The organism is Catenibacterium sp. GCM10023432 (assembly GCF_042651925.1).
Lineage (GTDB): Bacteria > Bacillota_I > Bacilli_A > Erysipelotrichales > Coprobacillaceae > Catenibacterium > Catenibacterium mitsuoka.
On record NZ_JBHSEB010000009.1, the window covers coordinates 1 to 20,000 of the forward strand.

Consider the following 20,000-nt stretch of genomic DNA (forward strand, 5'->3'; position numbering starts at 1 on the left):
GATTGTTTGTGACAACTTTATTAAAATCCTTGTTCCCTGCAAACTGTTTGGATATAGACTGCTCATAGTGTTTCTTTGTGTAATTGATTGGATTTCTTGATATAGTATGTACTTGAATCAGTTTTCCTTTATAATATATCTGAAGCATATCACCGAATGTTTCAATACTTACATATTCGTCGATATACTTCCTATCCACGGAATACTGAACACCATTGAAATAGACAAGCTGCTGTGGAGATACCTTTACTTTGCGAGGGCTAAGGTATCCATCCAGGACAGTTCTGTCAGGAAGAGGTGTGAGGTATTCCTTTTCTTTTATGAAAAGCAGGCAGGGAGGCATTCCTGTGCCCTGACATATATTTGTATTCATCTTCACATTGAGTTTATCCACAATCTCCTGAAGCTCCTCTATGGAGTCAAACTCACCACTGTAGCTTCTAAGCCAGTCCATAATCTTATTGCGAGCCTCATTGGTTCCTTTTGTATAGGCATGTCTGGTCTTGCATGATTCCACCCTGAAATTCATATCCTTGGCGAACTGCACCATCTTATGATTCACTCTCTTAGGTTTTACGTTCGTATCTATGACGGTGGACATGTTATCAAAAAGTATTCTTTTTGGAACTCCGCCATAGAATTTAAATGCGTTAATAAGACATCTGAAGACAATTGGCTGCTCCTTTGAAAGAGTCAGTTCAATATAGCTGAATCTAGAGAACTTCAACACCAGATGGAATATATTGACTACAAAAGTCTCACCACTTCTTGAAGTAAGAATCATATTCTCTTTCCAGTCACATTGTGCCATGTCAGCTGGATTAGTCTCATAGCGAGTGTCTCCTCCACCTGATGCATCACCTTTAGATGGTGTAAGCTTATGCTTCTTACAGTAAGCCTTGAAGTTTAAATATGAACCTATTTCACTATCGCCATACTGATCTATTAGGAATTCATAGACACCTTTTCTTGATATTCTGGGAATACTTAGTTTTTCTATAATCAACTCCTTGTACGGGTCAAGCCTGCTTGGCTTTTTTCTGTTTCTAGGCTTTCCCTTATAGCCTTCGTGATACTTCTTCACAGTTCTGTAATCTACATCATACTTTCTGCCAAGATCTGCATAGTTTGGTTTACTTTTAGTAAAATCCATTACATTAAGTTCAGCTGCTAGCTGATAAAAATCATTTGAATTCACCGATATTACCTCCGGTAAGATAATATCAATAAAATGAAAAAGGACAAAATAATTATGTAGGTTTTCCAACATTCTTATGTTGTCTTTTACCTACATTTTTATTTTATCCTTTGCAAATTAAGATAGCGTAAAACATATTCAGGGAGATTGATTATACTTCCTTACGAAAGTAGAAATTTACCGTTAATGTGGTCGCTGGACTGCTTGGTAATGAAAGCTCTGATTCAAATAGATTTACACTTGTAACTCCAAAGTCTGAAAATGATGTACGATTACAAGCTACACTTGGCAATCAGAACCCCACGGGCTTGCCCGTGTGAGTAGTCAGTTACCATTATCCTAAATTATCGGCTGAAAATTTTATTTGTCATTATTTGAAGAAGCGTTTAGATAAAGTGTTTAAGATTGAATATGCAAGTAGAAGTAAGATTATAAACTTGCTCTTTAACACAATACCAGCACTAAAGAACATGAACGATTTTGTAATAATCCGAGCGGATTTTAATTCATGATTTCCATTTTTAAGGTTTGAGATAATCTGCTATGACTTTTCTCTGTAAAAGGGTTTTCCTCTGTCACTACCTTATTACATTGAGGACATACTAATCTTCTCTTTTTAAGTGTTAGAGAAGTGTTCTTGTCTCTTATCATGTTATGCATGACTTTACATTTTCTATAGTCCTTAATATTCATTCTACTGCCGCATTCTGGACAGGAGATAATGGTTCTCTTAAGTGTGATATAATAAAGAGAAACTTGTCTTATTTGGAGTGGACTGTGGCAGTGTATTCTATGTGCTAGCATTCGATCCAGGACATGTTTTTGATAAACGAGTCTAACTCATTGAGTTAGGCTTTTTTGCAATTCCCTTACATTATATGAAAAATTGAAGATTTTTTTTAATATACAGTTATAATGAAACTCGTTGGAGGGAACCTTATGAAAAAGAACAGCTATTTGTATCATGCTGGTACATCATTTTTCTTTTATTTCGCATTTGCATGTTACAATGCAATGCTTGCTTTATATTTAAGTGATATTCACTTTAATGCACAACAAATATCACTTATTACTTCATCAGCACCATTATTCTCAATCTTTGCCCAGCCTTATCTAGGAACATTGGCAGACCGCTTCCGTTCACCTAAAAAAGTATCTTTAGTGGCATTATTTATTACAGTAGTAATGAACGTGATTTTTATGTTCTCACGTCAGCTAATTATTCTATTAATTACTAGTGCTTCTATTCTTGCCTTATTTAATGCAGTGACACCATTAACGGACAGAATTGGTGTTTCTTCACCTTATGACTTTGGAAAGATCAGATTATGGGGTTCTGTTGGTTATGCCATTAGTGCTCAGTTATGTGGTTTAGTTTATGATGTGATTGCACCTATTTCTATCTTCGTTATTTTCCTCTTTGGTACAATAACAGTTCTTATCTGTATCCTAAGAGTCAATGATCCAGAAGTAGTGCAGACAGAAACAAAAGTAGAATATAGCTCAAAAGAAGCCTATAAGAGCCTCTTTAAGAATAAACAGTACATTATATTCCTATTAGTCTCTTTTTTCTTCTGGGGCGCTTGTACAGCTAATTTTACATATATCTCAGTATTTATTAAATCAGTCGGTGGAACAGCATCTATGGTAGGTACATACCAGTTATTTGCAACACTCTTTGAAGTACCTGCCATACTTGCAACCGACTTTATTATTAAGAAGTTCTCATATAAACATATCATGCTCTTTGCATGTGTCATGTCTATAGTTAACTTTGTCTGGTATGCAACATTACCTAATCCAAATTTAATTGTGGCAGTATTTGTATTCAAAGGCTTATCTACTATTCTCTTTACTATGATTACAGTAAGATTAATCATGGAAATTGTAGAAGATAAGTATGTCTCTACAGCTTTTGGCTTACAGGCTACAGTAGGTAGAGGAATTGGTGCTGCAGTCGTACAGTTAATTGGTGGAAAACTGATTGATAGTTTCTCTACAATGACACCATTCTATTTGTTTTTATCCGTATTAATTGTAATCGCTTTTGTTTTATCCTTAACTTTTAAAGAAAAAAAGCGCTTAGAATCATAAATCTTACAACATTATTAAATAATTCTTAATTAAAAAAGAGCTGATATAATCGGTTCTTTTTTAAACTTCTTAATAATTTCTTAAGAAAGTTCTTTATTTTTTTGTATAGAGTGATATAATAATCATTGTCGAAAAGAAAGGGAGTGGATTACATGGATAAGAAGACTAAAGAAGTTGTAGATTTCATGATAAATCGTATTAAAACTCAGAAGACAATGTTTATTCCAGTAGTCGCTATTTCAGCATTTGCATTAGTAGGTTATGCAGCAGCTGATAGAACAGCGCCTGTTGTTCATTCAAATAAACTAGTAGTACCTTATGGTACAGAATTAAAAGCAAGTGATTTCACTGTATCAGATAATAGAGATACAGTAAGTGTTATCAAGACTGAAATTAATGATCATGCTTATCAGAAAGATCAGATTGGAACATATAAAGTGAATGTAACTGTAAAGGATGCATTCAACAACAAAACAACTAAAGAAGTTGAAGTTAAAGTTGTTGATACAGAAGCACCTGCATTAGAATCAGTAAATAATGATGGTTATGTTATTGATGTTGAAGCAAACGGCAACAATGATTTAAAACAGTACATCAAAGCAACTGATAATGTGGATGGTGATGTATCTGACTTCATTACTTTTGATCATAACTTAGATACTAAAGTTCTTGGTGAACAGGTCATCCATGCAACTGTTGAAGATAACGCAGGTAATAAAGCAGAAAAAGACTTTACATTCAATGTTGGTGATACAACTGCTCCAGAAATGAACTTAAAGACTGGTGATATTACTGTTAACTACGGTGATGCATTTGATATCAATAACTTCGTTGAAGTAAAGGATAACTATGATGTTAATCCGACAGTGACTGTAGAAGGAACTGTAGATACTAAGAATATGACTACAGTACAGCCAATCAAAGTGACTGCAACTGATAGTTCAGGAAACAAGACTTCAAATGATTATGAAGTGAAGGTTGCTGATAAGGCTGGACCAGTTATCACTTTAAAGAGTGATAATGTAGATGTAAAATATGGTACTTCATTTGATCCTAAGTCTAACTTAGCATCAGCTATTGATAACTTAGATGGTGATGTAACTGGTAAGGTTGAAGTATCTGGTAATGTGAATACAGCAAGATCTGGTTCTTATCGTGTTTACTACAGAGTAACAGATAATGCTGGTAATAGATCTGAAACAAGTGCAAAGATCAATGTATCTGCTGCACCAGTTGTAAAGATCAGAAATAACAGAGGCAACAGAGGTACAGGTTATAACTTCGGTGGTCTTGGCGGAGGCGCTGCACAGGGTGGTATCGTTGGAACTGCTCGTTCAAGACTTGGCTGTGCATATCGTATGGGTGCTTCTGGACCAACAGTATTTGACTGCTCAGGATTTACATCTTGGGTTTACAGCAAGAATGGTAAATCATTACCAAGAACTGCTGCAGGTCAGTATAGTGGAACAACAAGAGTATCTAAATTAGGCTTAACTGCTGGTGATTTAGTATTCTTCGCTGGAACTTATAAATCAGGTATCTCACATGTAGGAATCTATATTGGTGGCGGTCAGTTCATTCATGCTGCTAACTCTAAGACTGGTGTTGTTGTTTCATCACTTAATAGTGGATATTATTCATCACACTATGCAGGTGCGGGTAGAAGATAAGAAGGTTCAAAAAGAACCTTCTTTTTTTGCGTATTGATGATAAGTGTAGAGAACTTCTATTGTGATATAGTGTGATAATATTTCTTGATATGTGATAGATATATCTAATTCATTGATCAAATCATCTATAGATGCTTGATAGAGGAATATGTCTAGTTCTGGAAGAATAAGCTTTAGGATAGACACAATTTCTATAGCTGTTAAAGAACTAAAGAAATTGATATATTCCTTTTCTGTTAGGATATCCTGTTCTAAGAAATCTATAAGATCATAGATACTTAATTGTTTTAATAATGTGATATCTCTAGAATGTTCAAATTGATTGAGAATCTCATAGAAGTCAGCACCTTTATGACTAAAAGCTATTTGATTACTATCCTGTGGATAAATGATAGGAATGTTGTCGAAGGCTGAAATAATATTTTCTTTGAATAAATCAATCATAGGATAATTAAGTGAATCAAGGATAGCACCTATATTATTTACTTCTCTTTTATCGTGAATAATTAAACCAGGAGACTGATAAATAGAAATATGGGCAATACATTGATGAACCACTAGTTCAAAGAAGTTGATCTGTAAGTCATATACAGATGTCTTAATAGTCTTTTCATAATCTTCAATAAATGATTCTAAATCATCAAAGAGACTGCAGAAATAGTTTTCTTCACTTAATCTCTTTAAATAGTAAAGCACAAGATCAGTTCCTCTTAAATGATACATATCATGATAGAGGGGGATTCCATCTATAAGAGGATAATCCAAATCTACAGAAATATCACAATAATGAAATAATGCATCCTCACCTGTTACGGATTGAATAAAGAAAGGAATCTGTTTCTTCAAAACATTCAGATACTTTTCATTGTTGATGGGAAGTATTTGAATACTTTTATAAATTCTTTGTATTTCTTTGATATCTGATTGTATGGATTGAATACCTTCTTCTAATGTTTCTCCATGTTCTAAAATATAATCTACAGTATCTAGAATATGCTGGAAGTCCTCTAAGCTGATTGATGTACTCTTGTTATGGTTATAGCGGCTTACAAGTTTTTTGATTAGAAAAGAATCATAATTCTTTTCTGTATCTAATAGTGTCAGTTCGATAAGTTCCACCTTCTTTCAATAATATTTCTATGACACGATGAACTGATTGATATTCGTAAAGCATATTTCTAATATGCTCATCACTGGTAGTACTGTTCATCTTACTTCTGATGATATAAAACATTGAGATGATATTTTTTAGATGAGTAAGAGAAGGATAGCTAAGAAAAGGTTCAGTTATAATAATAACTTTGTCTGGATCAGTTTCTATCCAATGTAGACTCCTACATACCTTAATTAGATGTTCAGTAAGAATCATTTTTTCTTTTTTGCTCAATGTACGATGTTTAATAATTTGATTCATAGGCACCTCCTGCTATTCTTAATATCATATATTCTGAAAAAGAACAAGAATTGAAAAAATGCCGAAAATATGGTAATATAAGGGCAGAAAAAAGTCATACACATTGTGTATGACTCATTTTTTTATCCATTCAATGTATAGCCTTGTGAATAATAAACAACAACAGGCATACCAGTCGTAATTGTATTATACATAGTTCCTGCAAAACCTACAGGTAAGTTAACACAACCATGAGAACCACCATTGACATAAAGGTTGCCACCGAATTTATTTCTCCAGTTTGCATCATGGAATCCAATACCTCTATTGAATGGCATCCAATAACTTACAGGAGATTCATAAGGATACTTACCAGTTACAGGATCCTTAGTACCTCTTAATACTCTATTACGTTCTTTAGAATAAATATAATATGTACCAGCAGGAGTATAACGATCACGTGTCATCTTACCTGATACACAATCAGATTGAAGTACACACTGACCATTCTTATAAATCCATAAATGCTGACGTGATAAATCTACTTCAATATAGTTTCCACCAAGACCGTTATTCTCAGTAGATACTTCTTTTGCGCTATATACAGGTGCTCTCTTAACAGCCTTACCTGCACCTAATTCTTCTTTGATCTTTGCAATTTCTTCTGACTGGTTCATACGATATCCGTAATTACCACCACTTACACTTCTTGTACCAAGTCCAGTTGCATTAAATGTACGTGACTTACCAGCAGTATTTGCTTTTGAAGCAAGTGTATAAACGAAGCTTCTCATACGCTTATTCCAGATTTCATCATTATAGCTATATGTTCCATCTTCATTCTTCACAAGCCATGTCAACAACTTTTCATGATTTAAGACTTCTGTCTGATTATTAGGTAGCTCATAAGTAATAGAAGTCTTTAAATACTTATTCAATGTTGCTGCTTCATTCTTAACAGTTTCAGTTGTCTTATCAGGAGACTTATAAGCATCTTTTACTTTAGAAATGTTTAAGTTCTCTTTCTGAAGACTAATTGCTTTGTTTACTGCTTCATAAACAGTTTCTTTATTTAAAGTATGTCCAGGTTTTTCTTTCAATACAGTAAAAGTCTGATTTTCATACTTTAAACGAGCATCTGTAGGTGCTACCTGATTTTCATCCTTTAGCTGCTTCTTTTCATAAAGAACAGTCTTTAACTTCTTTTCATCATAAGAAGCCTTGGTCTGAATTGTTTTCTTATTCCCTTTATGGTTGAATAAGTAGTTCTTGAACCATGTAAATGAATCCTGTTTCTTTAATAATTCTTCTACCTGTCCATCAGGAACATAACTCATATCGATTTCATTCGCTGAAATAGTATCAGTTGATTTGTTTCTGAATGTCATTGTTAGAGTGTAGTTCTTCTGATTTTCAGCAATCTTCTTTTCAGCATCCTCAGCACTTAACTTACCTACATTTACATTATTGATGTATGTAGACGGTAAGAAGCGATCGCGATAAGCTGTACCCATATGATTAATATAGAGGAATACTGATAATCCAAGAATTATCAAAATAGATACAATAATCGCGATAATTTTTCTTTTTTTCTGTGTATCTGTCATGTTATCTTTCTCTCCCTTATACTACCTTTCCTAATTCCATGATTATAACAAACATTTGTAAAAAGGTAAATCATGATTTGTGAAATGACTTAAAAATACATAACTTGTACAAAAGAAATTAGTTTTAACTTATTTATTTGTAAATTAGTAAAAAAATATTGAAATTTGTTTGCTAGTACATTGGATGTAGTGACAAAGAATATACAAAAAATCTGAGGGATAATTATGTTGATAAGTGCCAAAGTTAAATCAAAAGGAACTGAAAAGGAGTTTGGAAATACTTGATAGAAGCAGAAAGTGACAGTAAAGAAATAATAATATATTACTACATTTTCTGTACTGTATGATATGAGAAAAACGTTGTATATATCAATACTATTTAATTCTAGATAGTGATGAGGTGTTAAATGTATTAATATGTCACTTTTTTTCATAGTCAGTTAATATGTGCTATAATGTGGAAAAAGTGAGGTAATGCTATGAATATATACTATGAAGTACATGGAAATGGTTACCCGATTATCTTATTACATGGTAATCAGGAAAATAGAAAAATATATGATCAATTAGTTAAAGATCTAGAAAATGACTATCAACTTATCGCAATGGATTCACGTTATCATGGTAAATCTATTAAGAGTGGTCCTTTAACGCTAGATCGTATGGCTCAGGATGTGATGGATGTCGCAAATGAACTAGATCTAGAGGCTTATGATGTCATTGGTTTTAGTGATGGGGCGAATATTGCACTCACACTAGCAGGTAAAGATGAACGCTTAAAACATATGGTACTTCTTTCACCTAATGCCACTCCAAAAGGTATTAAGTGGTTCTATCGTCTCCATATGTATATGACATTACTTTTATTACCGATATTCTGTATCTATGATAAGAGATCTAGAATACGTTTTAAGCTCATCTCATTTATGACGAAAGAACCACATTTTACTGCAGACTATTTATCAGAACTCAAGATTCCAGCTTTATTACTATCTGGTGAAAATGATGTCATCAAGGATTCTGATTTCACTTTTATTCAGTCATCATTGCCTTATTGTGTACATAAGGTGATTAAGGGTTCACCACATTTCTTATTAGGTGACCAATATGATAAAACATTAAGAGAAATAAGGGGGTTTTTATATGCCTGTCATCACGAAGCATAATGTATTAGATATAAAGAATGTTGTATTTGGAGAAGGAACACCTAAGATTTGTCTTCCTATTGTAGATACAACGAAAGAAGGTATTATTGATACTTTAGATTCTTATAAGGATTTAGATTATGATGTAGTAGAAATCAGGCTTGATTTCTATGAAGGATTAAAAGAAGGGCATTTGACAAATGTATTAGAAGAAATTAAGAAACATACAGATAAACTTGTATTAGGTACAATCCGTACTGTGAGTGAAGGAGGAGAAGGAGAACTTACTTCTCTAGAGTATATGCATTATATTAAAGCAATCTGTGATGCTCATGTTGATCTAGTAGATATTGAGTTATCGCAGGGATATGAATCTGTGATGGAACTTGTTCAGTATGCTCATAAGAAGGGTGTTCATGTTATTATGAGTGAACATCATTTTGATGAAACGCCATCAAGAGAAGATATGCAGGAAACACTAGAAAAGATGGAAATATTAGGGGCTGATTTACCTAAGCTTGCTGTTATGCCTGAAAGTAAAGAAGACCTATTAACACTTTTAGAAGCCACTCTTTATTCAAGTCAGCGTTTAGGAAAACCTATTATTACTATGTCCATGGGTAAACTAGGACGCTTATCACGTATGATGGGCGAATACTTTGGTTCATGTATGACCTTTGCGACAGCTAAGGATGCGAGTGCACCAGGACAGGTTCCTCTTGATGATTTGAAAAAAGTATTAGAGGTTCTACATGATTAATTTAGATCATGCGAAAAAGGCATTTGATAATTATGTCAATCGTTATGATCTCTCTATCCCACATATTCATCTTAAATATGTGCATTCTTATAAAGTAATGGATGTTATGGGTGAAATATGTGATATGAAAGGTAAAACTGAAGAAAAGGACTTATGTCTATTAATCGGCCTATTACATGATATAGGCCGTTTTGAACAGTTTCGCTTATATCATTCTTTCCTAGATAGAGAAACAGTAGATCATGCAATGTATTCTTCTCATGTATTATTTGAAGAGGGGCTCATTAGAAAATTTATAGAAGAAGATACATATGACACAATTATTAAACATGCTATAGAACAGCATAATAAATACAAAGTAGAAGAAGGCTTTAGTGAAGAAGAACTTTTTTACATACATATGATTAGAGATGCAGATAAATTAGATCATTTTCGTGTTAAAGATGTAGAAAAGGATACAGTCTTACTAGGGGTTACTTATGAGGAAGCAGGAAAAGAATCTATAACGGATGAAGTCTATCAACAGTTCTGTAAACACCAACTTATTTATGCTCCTACAAGAAAAACACATCTAGATATGTGGATTTCTTATATCGCTTTTATATTTGATCTTTATTTTGATGAAAGTAAATCATATATTGAAAAAAATCACTATATTGAAAGAAGCTTTGATAAAATAAAAATAGAAGATCTAGAGATATTAAAGAAATATCGAGCGTTAGAAAAATGCGCACTAGAGTATATTAAAGGAGGATACAAATGAGTTTACCAAAGGATTTCCTATGGGGTGGTGCTTTAGCAGCTCACCAGTTTGAAGGTGGTGTATTAGACACTACTAAAGGTTTGAGTGTTGCTGATGTAATGACAGGCGGAAACGTATCAACACCACGTGTGATTACTGATGGAGTAAAGGAAGGATTATATTATCCAAACCACATCGGTATTGATTTCTATCATCATTACAAGGAAGATATCAAGCTATTCGCAGAAATGGGCTTTAAATGCTTTAGAACATCTATTGCTTGGACAAGAATCTTCCCATTAGGTGATGAAGAACAGCCGGATGAAGAAGGTTTACAGTTCTATGATGATGTATTTGATGAATTATTAAAATATGGTATTGAACCAGTCATCACATTATCTCACTTTGAAATGCCTTATCATCTTGCTAAGGAATATGGCGGATTCATGAACAGAAAGACTATTGATTTCTTTGTAAAGTTCGCAGAAGTATGTTTCAAGAGATATAAAAATAAAGTCAAATACTGGATGACTTTCAATGAAATCAATAACCAGATGAACTATAAGAATGATATTTTCGGATGGACTAACAGTGGTGCACATTTTGGAAACTATGATAATCCAGAAGAAGCGATGTATCAGTGTGGTCATTATGAATTAGTAGCTAGTGCAAAGGCAGTGAAGATTGGCCATGAAATCAATCCTAACTTCTTAATCGGTAATATGATTGCGATGGTTCCTATTTATCCATTCTCTTGCCGTCCAGCAGATATGGTATTATCTACTGAAATGATGCATCAGAGATGGTTCTTCTGTGATGTACAGTGTCGTGGTCATTATCCACGTTATGCATTAAAGATGTTTGAAAACAAAGGCTTTAACTTAGATATCACTGAAGAAGATAAAGAAGCTTTAGCTGCAGGTACAGTAGATTATATCGGATTCTCTTATTACATGACTAATACTGTAGACTCTACAGCACATATTGATGTTTCTAAATCTTTAGATGGATCTAGTGAACATTCAGTCGCAAACCCTTATATCAAAGTGTCTGACTGGGGATGGGCAATCGATCCAGAAGGTTTACGTTATGCATTAAATCAGATGTATGAAAGATATGAAAAACCATTATTTATTGTAGAAAATGGTTTTGGTGCAATTGATAAGAAGGAAGAAGATGGCAGCTGTCATGACCCATATCGTGTAGATTACTTAAGAGCGCATATTGAACAGATGAAAAAAGCTGTAGAAATTGATGGTGTAGATTTAATGGGCTATACACCATGGGGCTGCATTGACTGCGTCTCTTTCACAACAGGTGAAATGAAGAAGCGTTATGGATTTATTTATGTGGATCGTAACAACGATGGAAGCGGTACACTAGTAAGAAGCAAGAAAGATTCATTTGACTGGTATAAGAAAGTTGTTGCTAGCAATGGTGAAGATTTAGGTTAATTCGCTTTCAACATTGCGAAAAAAAGAAACCCATGAGAAATGCTTGACATTATGCTCGTGGGTTTTTATACTGTTTAAGGGTAAACATTCTTAGTGTTTATCAATAATTAAAAAAACGTTGATAAATTCAACATTTTTTCATGTTAATAAATTATTGGTGAGATATTTTTTTATCTCAAGCAAATTAGTTGCATATCCAACTAATTTAGACTAATATAGAATTAGAAAAGAATCTATTAGGTAGTTATTCCTAATAGATTTTCTTATAAGGAGGGTAAATAACATGGAGGTAATCAAGAGAGATGGCTCAAAGGTAGCCTTTGATGGAAGTAAGATTGAAAATGCGATTTTAAAGGCTATGCGCTATGGCAGCGGTATTGTGAAACCAGAAATCGCCTCAAAAATCTCACACGAAATTGAAGACTGGCATAAATCAAGTGGAGCAGCATCTATCAGTATTTATCGTATTGAAGGACAGGTTTTTGAAAAGTTAATTGAAAAGGGAGAAGTACTTACTGCCAAGGCTTATGAAGGCTACCGTAAAGTAAGAGAATTCCAGAGAGAAACGAATACAATTGATAATGCGATTTATGGTATTGTCAATCAGACTAATAAAGAAGCAATGGATGAAAACTCTAATAAAGATGCGACAGTCCTTGCGACTCAGAGAGACTTGATTGCTGGTGAATTCTCTAGAGACTATTGCCGCCGTTTGTTATTACCACCAAAGATTGTGCAGGCACATGATGATGGTCTTATTCATTTCCATGATATGGATTACTATATCCAGAAGATGCATAACTGTGATCTAGTAAACTTAAAGGATATGTTTGCGAATGGTACAGTTATTAATGATAAATTGATTGAAACACCTAAGTCTTTACAGACAGCATGTACTGTTGCAACTCAGATTGTTCAGCAGGTGGCTAATGGTCAGTATGGAGGACAGACAATCTCTATTTCTCATTTAGCACCTTATGTACGTGTATCATATAAGAAACACTTAAAGGCTGTAAGAAAAGAAGGCGAAGAAGTAGGTATTGATTATACTGAAGAACAGATTGAAAAGATCGCAAAGTCTCGTCTTCATGAAGAAATCAAAGCAGGTGTACAGACTATCCAGTATCAGATCAATACATTCTCTACTACAAATGGTCAGGCTCCATTCTTATCTATTTTCATGTATTTAAAAGAAGAACCAGACTATATTGAAGAAACAGCTTTATTAATTGAAGAAATCTTAAAACAGAGATATATCGGTATGAAGAATCCTGTGGGTGCTTATGTCACTCCAGCATTTCCTAAATTACTTTATGTATTAGATGATAATAATGTGCCTGATGATTCACAGTATCGTTATTTAACAGATTTAGCGGTTAAATGTGTATCTAAGCGTATGATGCCTGATTTCATTAGCGCAAAGATCATGAGAGAAAACTACGAAGGACAAGTATTCCCTTGTATGGGATGTCGTTCATTCTTATCTCCATGGAAGAATGAAAAAGGTGAATACCAGTGGTATGGTCGTTTTAACCAGGGTGTAGTTACACTTAACTTAACTGATGTTGGTTTATCAGCTAATAAGAATATGGATTCATTCTGGAAGATTCTAGATGAACGTCTAGATTTATGTTATGAAGCATTAATGTTAAGACATGAAAGCTTAAAGGGTACTCTTTCAGATATTTCTCCAATTCATTGGCAGTATGGTGCCATAGCAAGATTAAAACCAGGAGAAAAGATTGATTCATTATTAGATACTTGTTATTCTACATTATCATTAGGCTATATTGGCTTATATGAATGTGTAGTGGCATTAATTGGTCAGTCTCATACTACTGAAGAAGGCGATGCATTAGCTCTTGCAATCATGCAGAAATTAAGAAATGCATGTGATAAATGGAAGAAGGATACAGGTTTAGGATTTGCCTTATATGGTACACCAGCAGAATCTACTACTTATACATTAGCACGTGCATTAAAGAAGAGATTTGGTATCGTGCCTGGTGTAACAGATAAAGACTATATTACTAACTCTTATCATGTCAATGTAAGAGAACAGATTGATGCATTCTCTAAATTAGGATTTGAAGCGAAGTTCCAGAAGATTTCATCTGGAGGGGCTATTAGTTATGTAGAAGTGACTAATATGACAAATAACTTTGATGCCATGAAAGAATTAATTAACTATATGTATGAAACAATCCAGTACGCTGAAATCAATACTAAGTCTGACTATTGTCAGGAATGTGGTTATTCTGGAGAAATCTTATTAGATGAAAATAATGAATGGTATTGTCCTAACTGTGGTAATAGAAACCATAAGACATTAAATGTATGTCGTAGAACTTGTGGTTATCTTGGTGATAACTTCTGGAATAAGGGACGTACACAGGAAATCAAAGAACGTTTTGTACATTTAGACAATAGAGTATATCAGGAAAATAACTAAGAAAGGCCTTGTGTCATTAAGGGCTCAGGAGATAACCGTGATTGGTTATCTCTTTTTATTTAAAAAAGACTGTGAAATCACAGTCTTATTTGAGAAGAATCTTTCTTTTAGTAGAAGAAGGAATATTTAATTGTTGTCTATACTTGACAATGACTCGACGTGAACAATGTAATTCTAATTCTTCTAGTTTCTTTAGAATTTGATTATCTGAAAGTGGATGTTCTTTATCTTCACTATCAATTAATTCAACAATAGCCTTTTTGATAGAATCACTACTATCTCCTGAAGCAGTTTGAGAAACAAGAAGTTGTTTAAGAGGATAAACCTCACCATTAAAGCTGTAGTATTTATTATTTAATGTACGTGAAATAGTAGATTCATGGAATCCTGTTTCACTTGCAAGCTGTGATAAGGTACATGGATATAATTCATCATCGTATAAGAAATAACCACTTTGGATATCAACTAAAGCATTTGCAACAAATAATACTGTTTGATTTCTCTTTGTGAGATTTTCAATTAAGAAATGTGCCTCATTAAAATATGATTTCATATTTTCATCATTCTTTACCTTCTCATAAAGAAGATCATTTACGATGAGTTCAGGTTGATTGATAGGAGTAATTATGATATTAGAATCTTCTACCTCTATTAAAATATCTGGTGAGATATAATCATCCTGGGATGAACTATACATATTACATGGGAATGGATTACAAGAACGTATTTCATAAAATAAATGGTCTATCTCTTCTTTTTTTAAACCTGTTTTCTGTTTAATAAGTGAATAGTTCTGAGTTAAGATAACATCCTGATAATCTCTAAATAGTGTATAACTTTTGGTTTTATTATTATTTTTTAATTGAATGATAATTGAATCAATAGCATCAGCAGCTCCAACACCATTTGGTTCGAAAGAACGTAATATATCTAAATGAGAATCAAGCGTTTTTCTGTCTATATCTAAATCAGTGATATATTGATCAATAGGGTAGGATAAGAATCCGTTATCGTCTAATGATTCAATCAAATAATCCATTAAATCTTTATTATATGGCCGAGTACATGCACTTAATTGTAAATAGAGATCATCTTTTAAAGAACGTTTATTAGAAATACTTTCAATAAATTGCTGAGTATCATAGTTTTTAGGTGATTTTAGTTCTAAAAAAGGATTTGTTTCTAATACTTGTTGAACAACTTTATTGATATCATCAATGTTGTCAGTAAGGAAATCTAACGATTTTAATAGTTTTTGATTTAATTTTAATGTTTGTTTTAATGTTTGAATATATTGCATTTTTTGTTTCATATTCATCACCCCTCACTATTATATAGCAAAATTCGTGCCAATTAATGTATGGATATTTAATAGAAAAGTATAACGAATAACGATTGTTGCGCACAAGTTTTATTTGTTTTATCATGAATGATGAGGTGATTTCATTGAAAGAAAAAATAATGTTGTTGATTAATGGAAGAATGGATCAAAATTCATATGATGAATGTCAATCCATCCAATTATCAAAAGAATTAAAACTAAGTAGAAATCAAGTGACTAGATTATTAAATGAACTATTTAATGACAAGAAACTTATTAAAATCAAAACAAGCCCTGTTTTATATCTTTCAAGAGGTTCTCTTGAAAGTAAGTATAAGAAGAAACTCTCATCAGATGAATACAAATCATTAGATGAATTGGAAGCTGAATTAAACAATCAGACAGAATTAAAGAACTTTGAAAAACTTATTGGGTCTAATGAAAGCATGTATCAGATTGTAGAGAAGATTAAGGCAACAGTATCTTACCCACCAGTAGGATTACCTATGTTGTTTTATGGACCAACTGGTACGGGTAAATCATTTATGGCTAAACTTACGTATGAATATTGTGTAGACACAGGCTTAATTGATGCATCTAAGAATTTTGTACAGGTGAACTGTTCAGAGTATGCTAATAACCCAGAACTACTCACAGCGAATCTGTTTGGTTATAAGAAGGGTGCTTTTACAGGTGCAGATAGTGATAACTTAGGTTTATTACATTTTGCGGATGGTGGTGTATTATTCTTAGATGAAGTGCATTGTTTAAATGCTGAATGCCAGGAAAAATTATTCCTTTATATGGACCAGGGGATCTATCACTTAGTAGGTGATAATAATAAGTGGTATAAATCTAAATGTAGAATTATATTTGCGACAACAGAAGTACCACAAAAAGCATTATTAAAAACATTCCTCAGACGTATCCCAGTTATTCTTACAATTCCATCTCTTGCACAAAGAGGAGAAAATGAAAAACTAGAACTCATGTATAGCTTTTTGAAGAATGAAGAGAAGCATGTTGGCAAAACAATTCTTATTTCATCTAACGTTTATGAGTTGTTACTGAATCACACATTTGTAGGTAATATTGGTGAACTGACTAATACTATTCAGGCAAGCTGTGTGAGTGCATTATATAAAAGTAATTCAGATACGTTAGAAATACATGCTTATGATTTACCTGACAGTATTAGAAATAGCATAGATGTTTCCTCTATGATTATGAAGAAGCATAAACTTGTGTCTCTTAACACCCTTCTTCCTGTATCAGATCAGGACATCATTAAAGATTTTTATCAATCATTAATTAGTCTTAAAAGAGATCAGTCATTTGCAGTAAATGCACAGAATACTGTAGATAGATATTTTGAGAAGCTTATATTTAATGATAATCGTGCAGATTCAATTGATTATCTTACAAACTATCTAGAAAAGATATTTAATAATATCACTGAACATTACGGCTTTAGGACTTCACATAATGAGTTGATTGCACTTGCGACATATGTCTCAGAATTCTCTAAGAATACATATCTCACAAATAACTGGATCAATGAGAATTATGATGAAGTAAAAAACTTAAAGAAATATTTAAAACTTGAATTTCATCGTGAATATGAAATAGGACAGGAAGTTTCTCATTACTTAAAGAATAATATGAACCAGGATATTGATGAGTTTGTAGAATGTATTATCTGTATTTGTATGATTAAGTATTTTGCACATTCTGGTGAAGATCTTACAATTGCGGTTATTATTGCGCATGGTTATTCAACTGCAAGTTCTATTGCGGAAGCAGCCAATAGAATGTTGAATAGTTATATATTTGATGCGATTGATATGCCGTTAGATGTGGATGTACAAACTATTACAAGAAAGATCAATGATTACATTGCACATGTTGGTAATATCTCAAAACTTTATTTATTAGTTGATATGGGTTCTCTTGAAGAAATATATCAGGGATTAGATACAAGTAATGCAGATATTGCCTTAGTAAACAATATTAATACTAAATGTGCGTTAGAAATAGGACAGGGAATCAAACTCAATAAAACAGTGACTGAAGTAATTGATTCTATTCTTAAGGAAAACATCTATAAAACGCATGTAGAACTTAAGAAAAAGAAAGAACCTATTGTAATCTGTTCTTGTGCATCAGGAGTTGGTACAGCGAATAAGATCAAAGAAATCTTATTCAATTCTTTACCTGAAGATTCTAATCTAAAGATTATTACTTATGATTATCCTGCTTTAATACGTAAACAGGTCTATGATCAGTTAATGAATGATTATGAGGTTGTATGTGTCATTGGAACACTTGATCCAAATATTGAATCTATGAAATATATAGGTATACAGGAATTGATTATTAATGAGGGTCAGAATGCGATAGAAGTATATTTTGGGAAGTATATGACTCAAGCTCAGATGGAGATATTCGAAAAGAATATCTTACGTAATTTCACATTATCCAATGTCATGAATAACTTAACTATATTAAATCCAGATAAACTACTTGAACATGTTGCGAAAGCAATTGATCATCTACAGAATATCTTACATAAGAGATTTAAGAATAGAACATGCTTTGGATTATATGTTCATATCTGCTGTCTTGTAGAAAGATTAGTTACAAGACAAGCTATTTCAAACTTTACTGATCAAGACTTTAAAGAAAAGCATCAAGAGTTTATAAATCAGGTAAATATCTCAATGAAAGAAGTTAAGACATACTACAACGTTGAGATTCCAGATGAAGAAATAGAATATATATACAACTATATTATAAATGATTAGTGTGCTATTAATTGGCACACTTTTTGCTTGTTTATAAGTGAAAGTTGGTTGTACAGATTAAGCGTAAAGATCTGTAAACTGGCACAAAGCTTGCTTGAGTATAAGTGGAAGCGAGTTGTACAGATCAAGCGTAAAGATCTATAAACTGGCACGAAGCTTGCTTGAGTATAGGTGGAAGTTAGTTGTACAGATCAAGCGTAAAAATCTATAAACTGGCACGAAGCTTGCTTGAGGATAAGTGGAAGCTAGTTGTACAGATCAAGCGTAAAGATCTGTAAACTGGCACAAAGCTTGCTTGAGGATAAGTGGAAGCTAGTTGTACAGATTAAGCGTAATTAATCTATAAACTGGCGCGAAGCTTGCTTGAGTATAAGTGGAAGTTAGTTATGCAGATTAAGCGTAAAGATCTGCAAACTGGCATAAAGCTTGAACTAAAATATACAGAAAGGAGAACAGAATATGGCAAAAATCATACTTGCATCACATGGAGGGTTGTCTAAAGGAATGAAAGATTCAGTTTCTATGATTGTTGGAGATTTAGCTAAGGATGTAGAAACATATAGCTTGCTTCCTGGAGAAAATCCTGAAGACTTTTATCAAGAAGTTTTGAATGAAGCAAAAGAGAGTGAAGAACTATTCTTAATCTTATGTGATGTTAAAGGTGGAAGTGTTCACACAGCATTATCTAAACTCGCAGTATTAGATAATGTAATGGTCTTCTCAGGAATGAACATGGGACTAGTATTAGATGTAGTAATGAGAAGCATGAACGGAAATCTTGAATTAGCAGATGCGAACGATTTGATCGAAGCAGCTAAAGATGGAATGACTGTTATGAACGGAATGATAAGCGAAGATGATGAAGATTTCTAATAGGAGGAGAAAAAAATGATTAAATTATTAAGAGTGGATCACAGATTGTTACATGGTCAAGTTGCTTTTTCTTGGAAAAATGCAGTTGAAGCAGATTGTATCTTAATTGCGTGTGATGCAGTTATGAAAGATGATTTAAGAAAAACTTCAATCAAGATGGCAAAACCAAGTGGTGTTAAATTAGTTATCAAAAGTATGGATGATGCAGTAAAAGCAATCAACAGTGGTGTTACAGACAAATATAAATTATTGACTGTAGTTGAATCTATTAAGGATGCTGAAAGATTGTGTAAAGAATGCAACATCAAAAAGTTAAATCTTGGTGGTACTAAGGCAACTGCTGAAACTCGTAATATTTCAAAAGCAATGAATATTACACCAGCAGAAGAAACAATTTTAAAAGGATTATGTGAATCAGGTGTAGATGTAACAATTCAGATGGTTCCAGAAGATAATCCAGTAAATGTAGAAAAAGTTTTATAGGAGG

16 protein-coding genes are annotated in these 20,000 nt (G+C 33.0%); 10 read left to right on the forward strand and 6 right to left on the reverse strand.

Annotated features, from left to right (window positions below; all coding sequences use genetic code 11):
- Both istA and ACFOZZ_RS02320 read right to left on the reverse strand, forming a co-directional pair.
- A partial coding sequence (istA, locus tag ACFOZZ_RS02315) for an IS21 family transposase (RefSeq protein ID WP_376814618.1) occupies positions 1 to 1,198 on the reverse strand: 1,198 nt, incomplete at its 3' end.
- Positions 1,199 to 1,699: 501 nt separating this feature from the next.
- Positions 1,700 to 2,002: a transposase family protein gene (locus ACFOZZ_RS02320; protein WP_278780860.1), complete on the reverse strand. Its 303-nt coding sequence runs from the start codon at positions 2,000 to 2,002 to the stop codon at positions 1,700 to 1,702.
- Between the two features lie 135 nt (positions 2,003 to 2,137).
- Here ACFOZZ_RS02320 and ACFOZZ_RS02325 point away from each other — a divergent pair, with 135 nt between their 5' ends.
- The gene (locus ACFOZZ_RS02325) at positions 2,138 to 3,292 is read left to right on the forward strand and encodes an MFS transporter (RefSeq protein WP_279079445.1); all 1,155 of its coding nucleotides are present in this window, start codon (positions 2,138 to 2,140) and stop codon (positions 3,290 to 3,292) included.
- Between the two features lie 152 nt (positions 3,293 to 3,444).
- Entirely contained in the window at positions 3,445 to 4,962 is a 1,518-nt protein-coding gene (locus ACFOZZ_RS02330; RefSeq protein ID WP_376814619.1) for a C40 family peptidase, read from the forward strand.
- Between the two features lie 6 nt (positions 4,963 to 4,968).
- Here ACFOZZ_RS02330 and ACFOZZ_RS02335 read toward each other — a convergent pair whose 3' ends face one another.
- The 3 genes from ACFOZZ_RS02335 to ACFOZZ_RS02345 form a co-directional block, all read right to left on the reverse strand.
- On the reverse strand, positions 4,969 to 6,081 hold the full coding sequence (locus ACFOZZ_RS02335) for a DUF6179 domain-containing protein (protein ID WP_279067400.1): 1,113 nt from the start codon (positions 6,079 to 6,081) through the stop codon (positions 4,969 to 4,971).
- Positions 6,035 to 6,376 carry a hypothetical protein gene (locus ACFOZZ_RS02340; RefSeq protein WP_006504564.1) on the reverse strand — a complete coding sequence of 114 codons (342 nt, stop codon included), beginning with the start codon at positions 6,374 to 6,376 and terminating at the stop codon, positions 6,035 to 6,037. The genes ACFOZZ_RS02335 and ACFOZZ_RS02340 overlap by 47 nt, the downstream gene beginning before the upstream one ends.
- Positions 6,377 to 6,498: 122 nt before the next feature.
- A complete protein-coding gene (locus ACFOZZ_RS02345; RefSeq protein WP_055234369.1) occupies positions 6,499 to 7,962 on the reverse strand; it encodes a L,D-transpeptidase family protein in 1,464 nt (487 codons plus the stop codon).
- Positions 7,963 to 8,441: 479 nt separating this feature from the next.
- Here ACFOZZ_RS02345 and ACFOZZ_RS02350 point away from each other — a divergent pair, with 479 nt between their 5' ends.
- The 5 genes from ACFOZZ_RS02350 to nrdD all read left to right on the forward strand — a co-directional run bounded on the left by ACFOZZ_RS02350 (position 8,442) and on the right by nrdD (position 14,515).
- Complete coding sequence (locus tag ACFOZZ_RS02350) at positions 8,442 to 9,128, forward strand: alpha/beta fold hydrolase (RefSeq protein WP_055234370.1); 687 nt, start codon at positions 8,442 to 8,444, stop codon at positions 9,126 to 9,128.
- On the forward strand, positions 9,106 to 9,867 hold the full coding sequence (aroD, locus tag ACFOZZ_RS02355) for a type I 3-dehydroquinate dehydratase (protein WP_278860990.1): 762 nt from the start codon (positions 9,106 to 9,108) through the stop codon (positions 9,865 to 9,867). The genes ACFOZZ_RS02350 and aroD overlap by 23 nt, the downstream gene beginning before the upstream one ends.
- Positions 9,860 to 10,630: an HD domain-containing protein gene (locus tag ACFOZZ_RS02360; protein ID WP_055234374.1), complete on the forward strand. Its 771-nt coding sequence runs from the start codon at positions 9,860 to 9,862 to the stop codon at positions 10,628 to 10,630. Before aroD ends, ACFOZZ_RS02360 begins: the two co-directional genes overlap by 8 nt.
- Positions 10,627 to 12,063 carry a 6-phospho-beta-glucosidase gene (locus ACFOZZ_RS02365; RefSeq protein ID WP_055234375.1) on the forward strand — a complete coding sequence of 479 codons (1,437 nt, stop codon included), beginning with the start codon at positions 10,627 to 10,629 and terminating at the stop codon, positions 12,061 to 12,063. Before ACFOZZ_RS02360 ends, ACFOZZ_RS02365 begins: the two co-directional genes overlap by 4 nt.
- A gap of 283 nt (positions 12,064 to 12,346) precedes the next feature.
- Entirely contained in the window at positions 12,347 to 14,515 is a 2,169-nt protein-coding gene (gene nrdD / locus ACFOZZ_RS02370) for an anaerobic ribonucleoside-triphosphate reductase (RefSeq protein WP_278780854.1), read from the forward strand.
- Between the two features lie 85 nt (positions 14,516 to 14,600).
- Here nrdD and rpoN read toward each other — a convergent pair whose 3' ends face one another.
- A complete protein-coding gene (gene rpoN, locus ACFOZZ_RS02375; protein ID WP_376814620.1) occupies positions 14,601 to 15,827 on the reverse strand; it encodes an RNA polymerase factor sigma-54 in 1,227 nt (408 codons plus the stop codon).
- Positions 15,828 to 15,952: 125 nt separating this feature from the next.
- Here rpoN and ACFOZZ_RS02380 point away from each other — a divergent pair, with 125 nt between their 5' ends.
- The 3 genes from ACFOZZ_RS02380 to ACFOZZ_RS02390 all read left to right on the forward strand — a co-directional run bounded on the left by ACFOZZ_RS02380 (position 15,953) and on the right by ACFOZZ_RS02390 (position 19,996).
- Positions 15,953 to 18,640, forward strand: a complete 2,688-nt coding sequence (locus ACFOZZ_RS02380) for a sigma 54-interacting transcriptional regulator (protein ID WP_376814621.1) — start codon at positions 15,953 to 15,955, stop codon at positions 18,638 to 18,640.
- Between the two features lie 459 nt (positions 18,641 to 19,099).
- The gene (locus ACFOZZ_RS02385) at positions 19,100 to 19,513 is read left to right on the forward strand and encodes a PTS sugar transporter subunit IIA (RefSeq protein ID WP_278780852.1); all 414 of its coding nucleotides are present in this window, start codon (positions 19,100 to 19,102) and stop codon (positions 19,511 to 19,513) included.
- 15 nt (positions 19,514 to 19,528) lie between these two features.
- The gene (locus tag ACFOZZ_RS02390) at positions 19,529 to 19,996 is read left to right on the forward strand and encodes a PTS sugar transporter subunit IIB (protein ID WP_006504553.1); all 468 of its coding nucleotides are present in this window, start codon (positions 19,529 to 19,531) and stop codon (positions 19,994 to 19,996) included.
- Positions 19,997 to 20,000 lie beyond the last annotated feature (4 nt).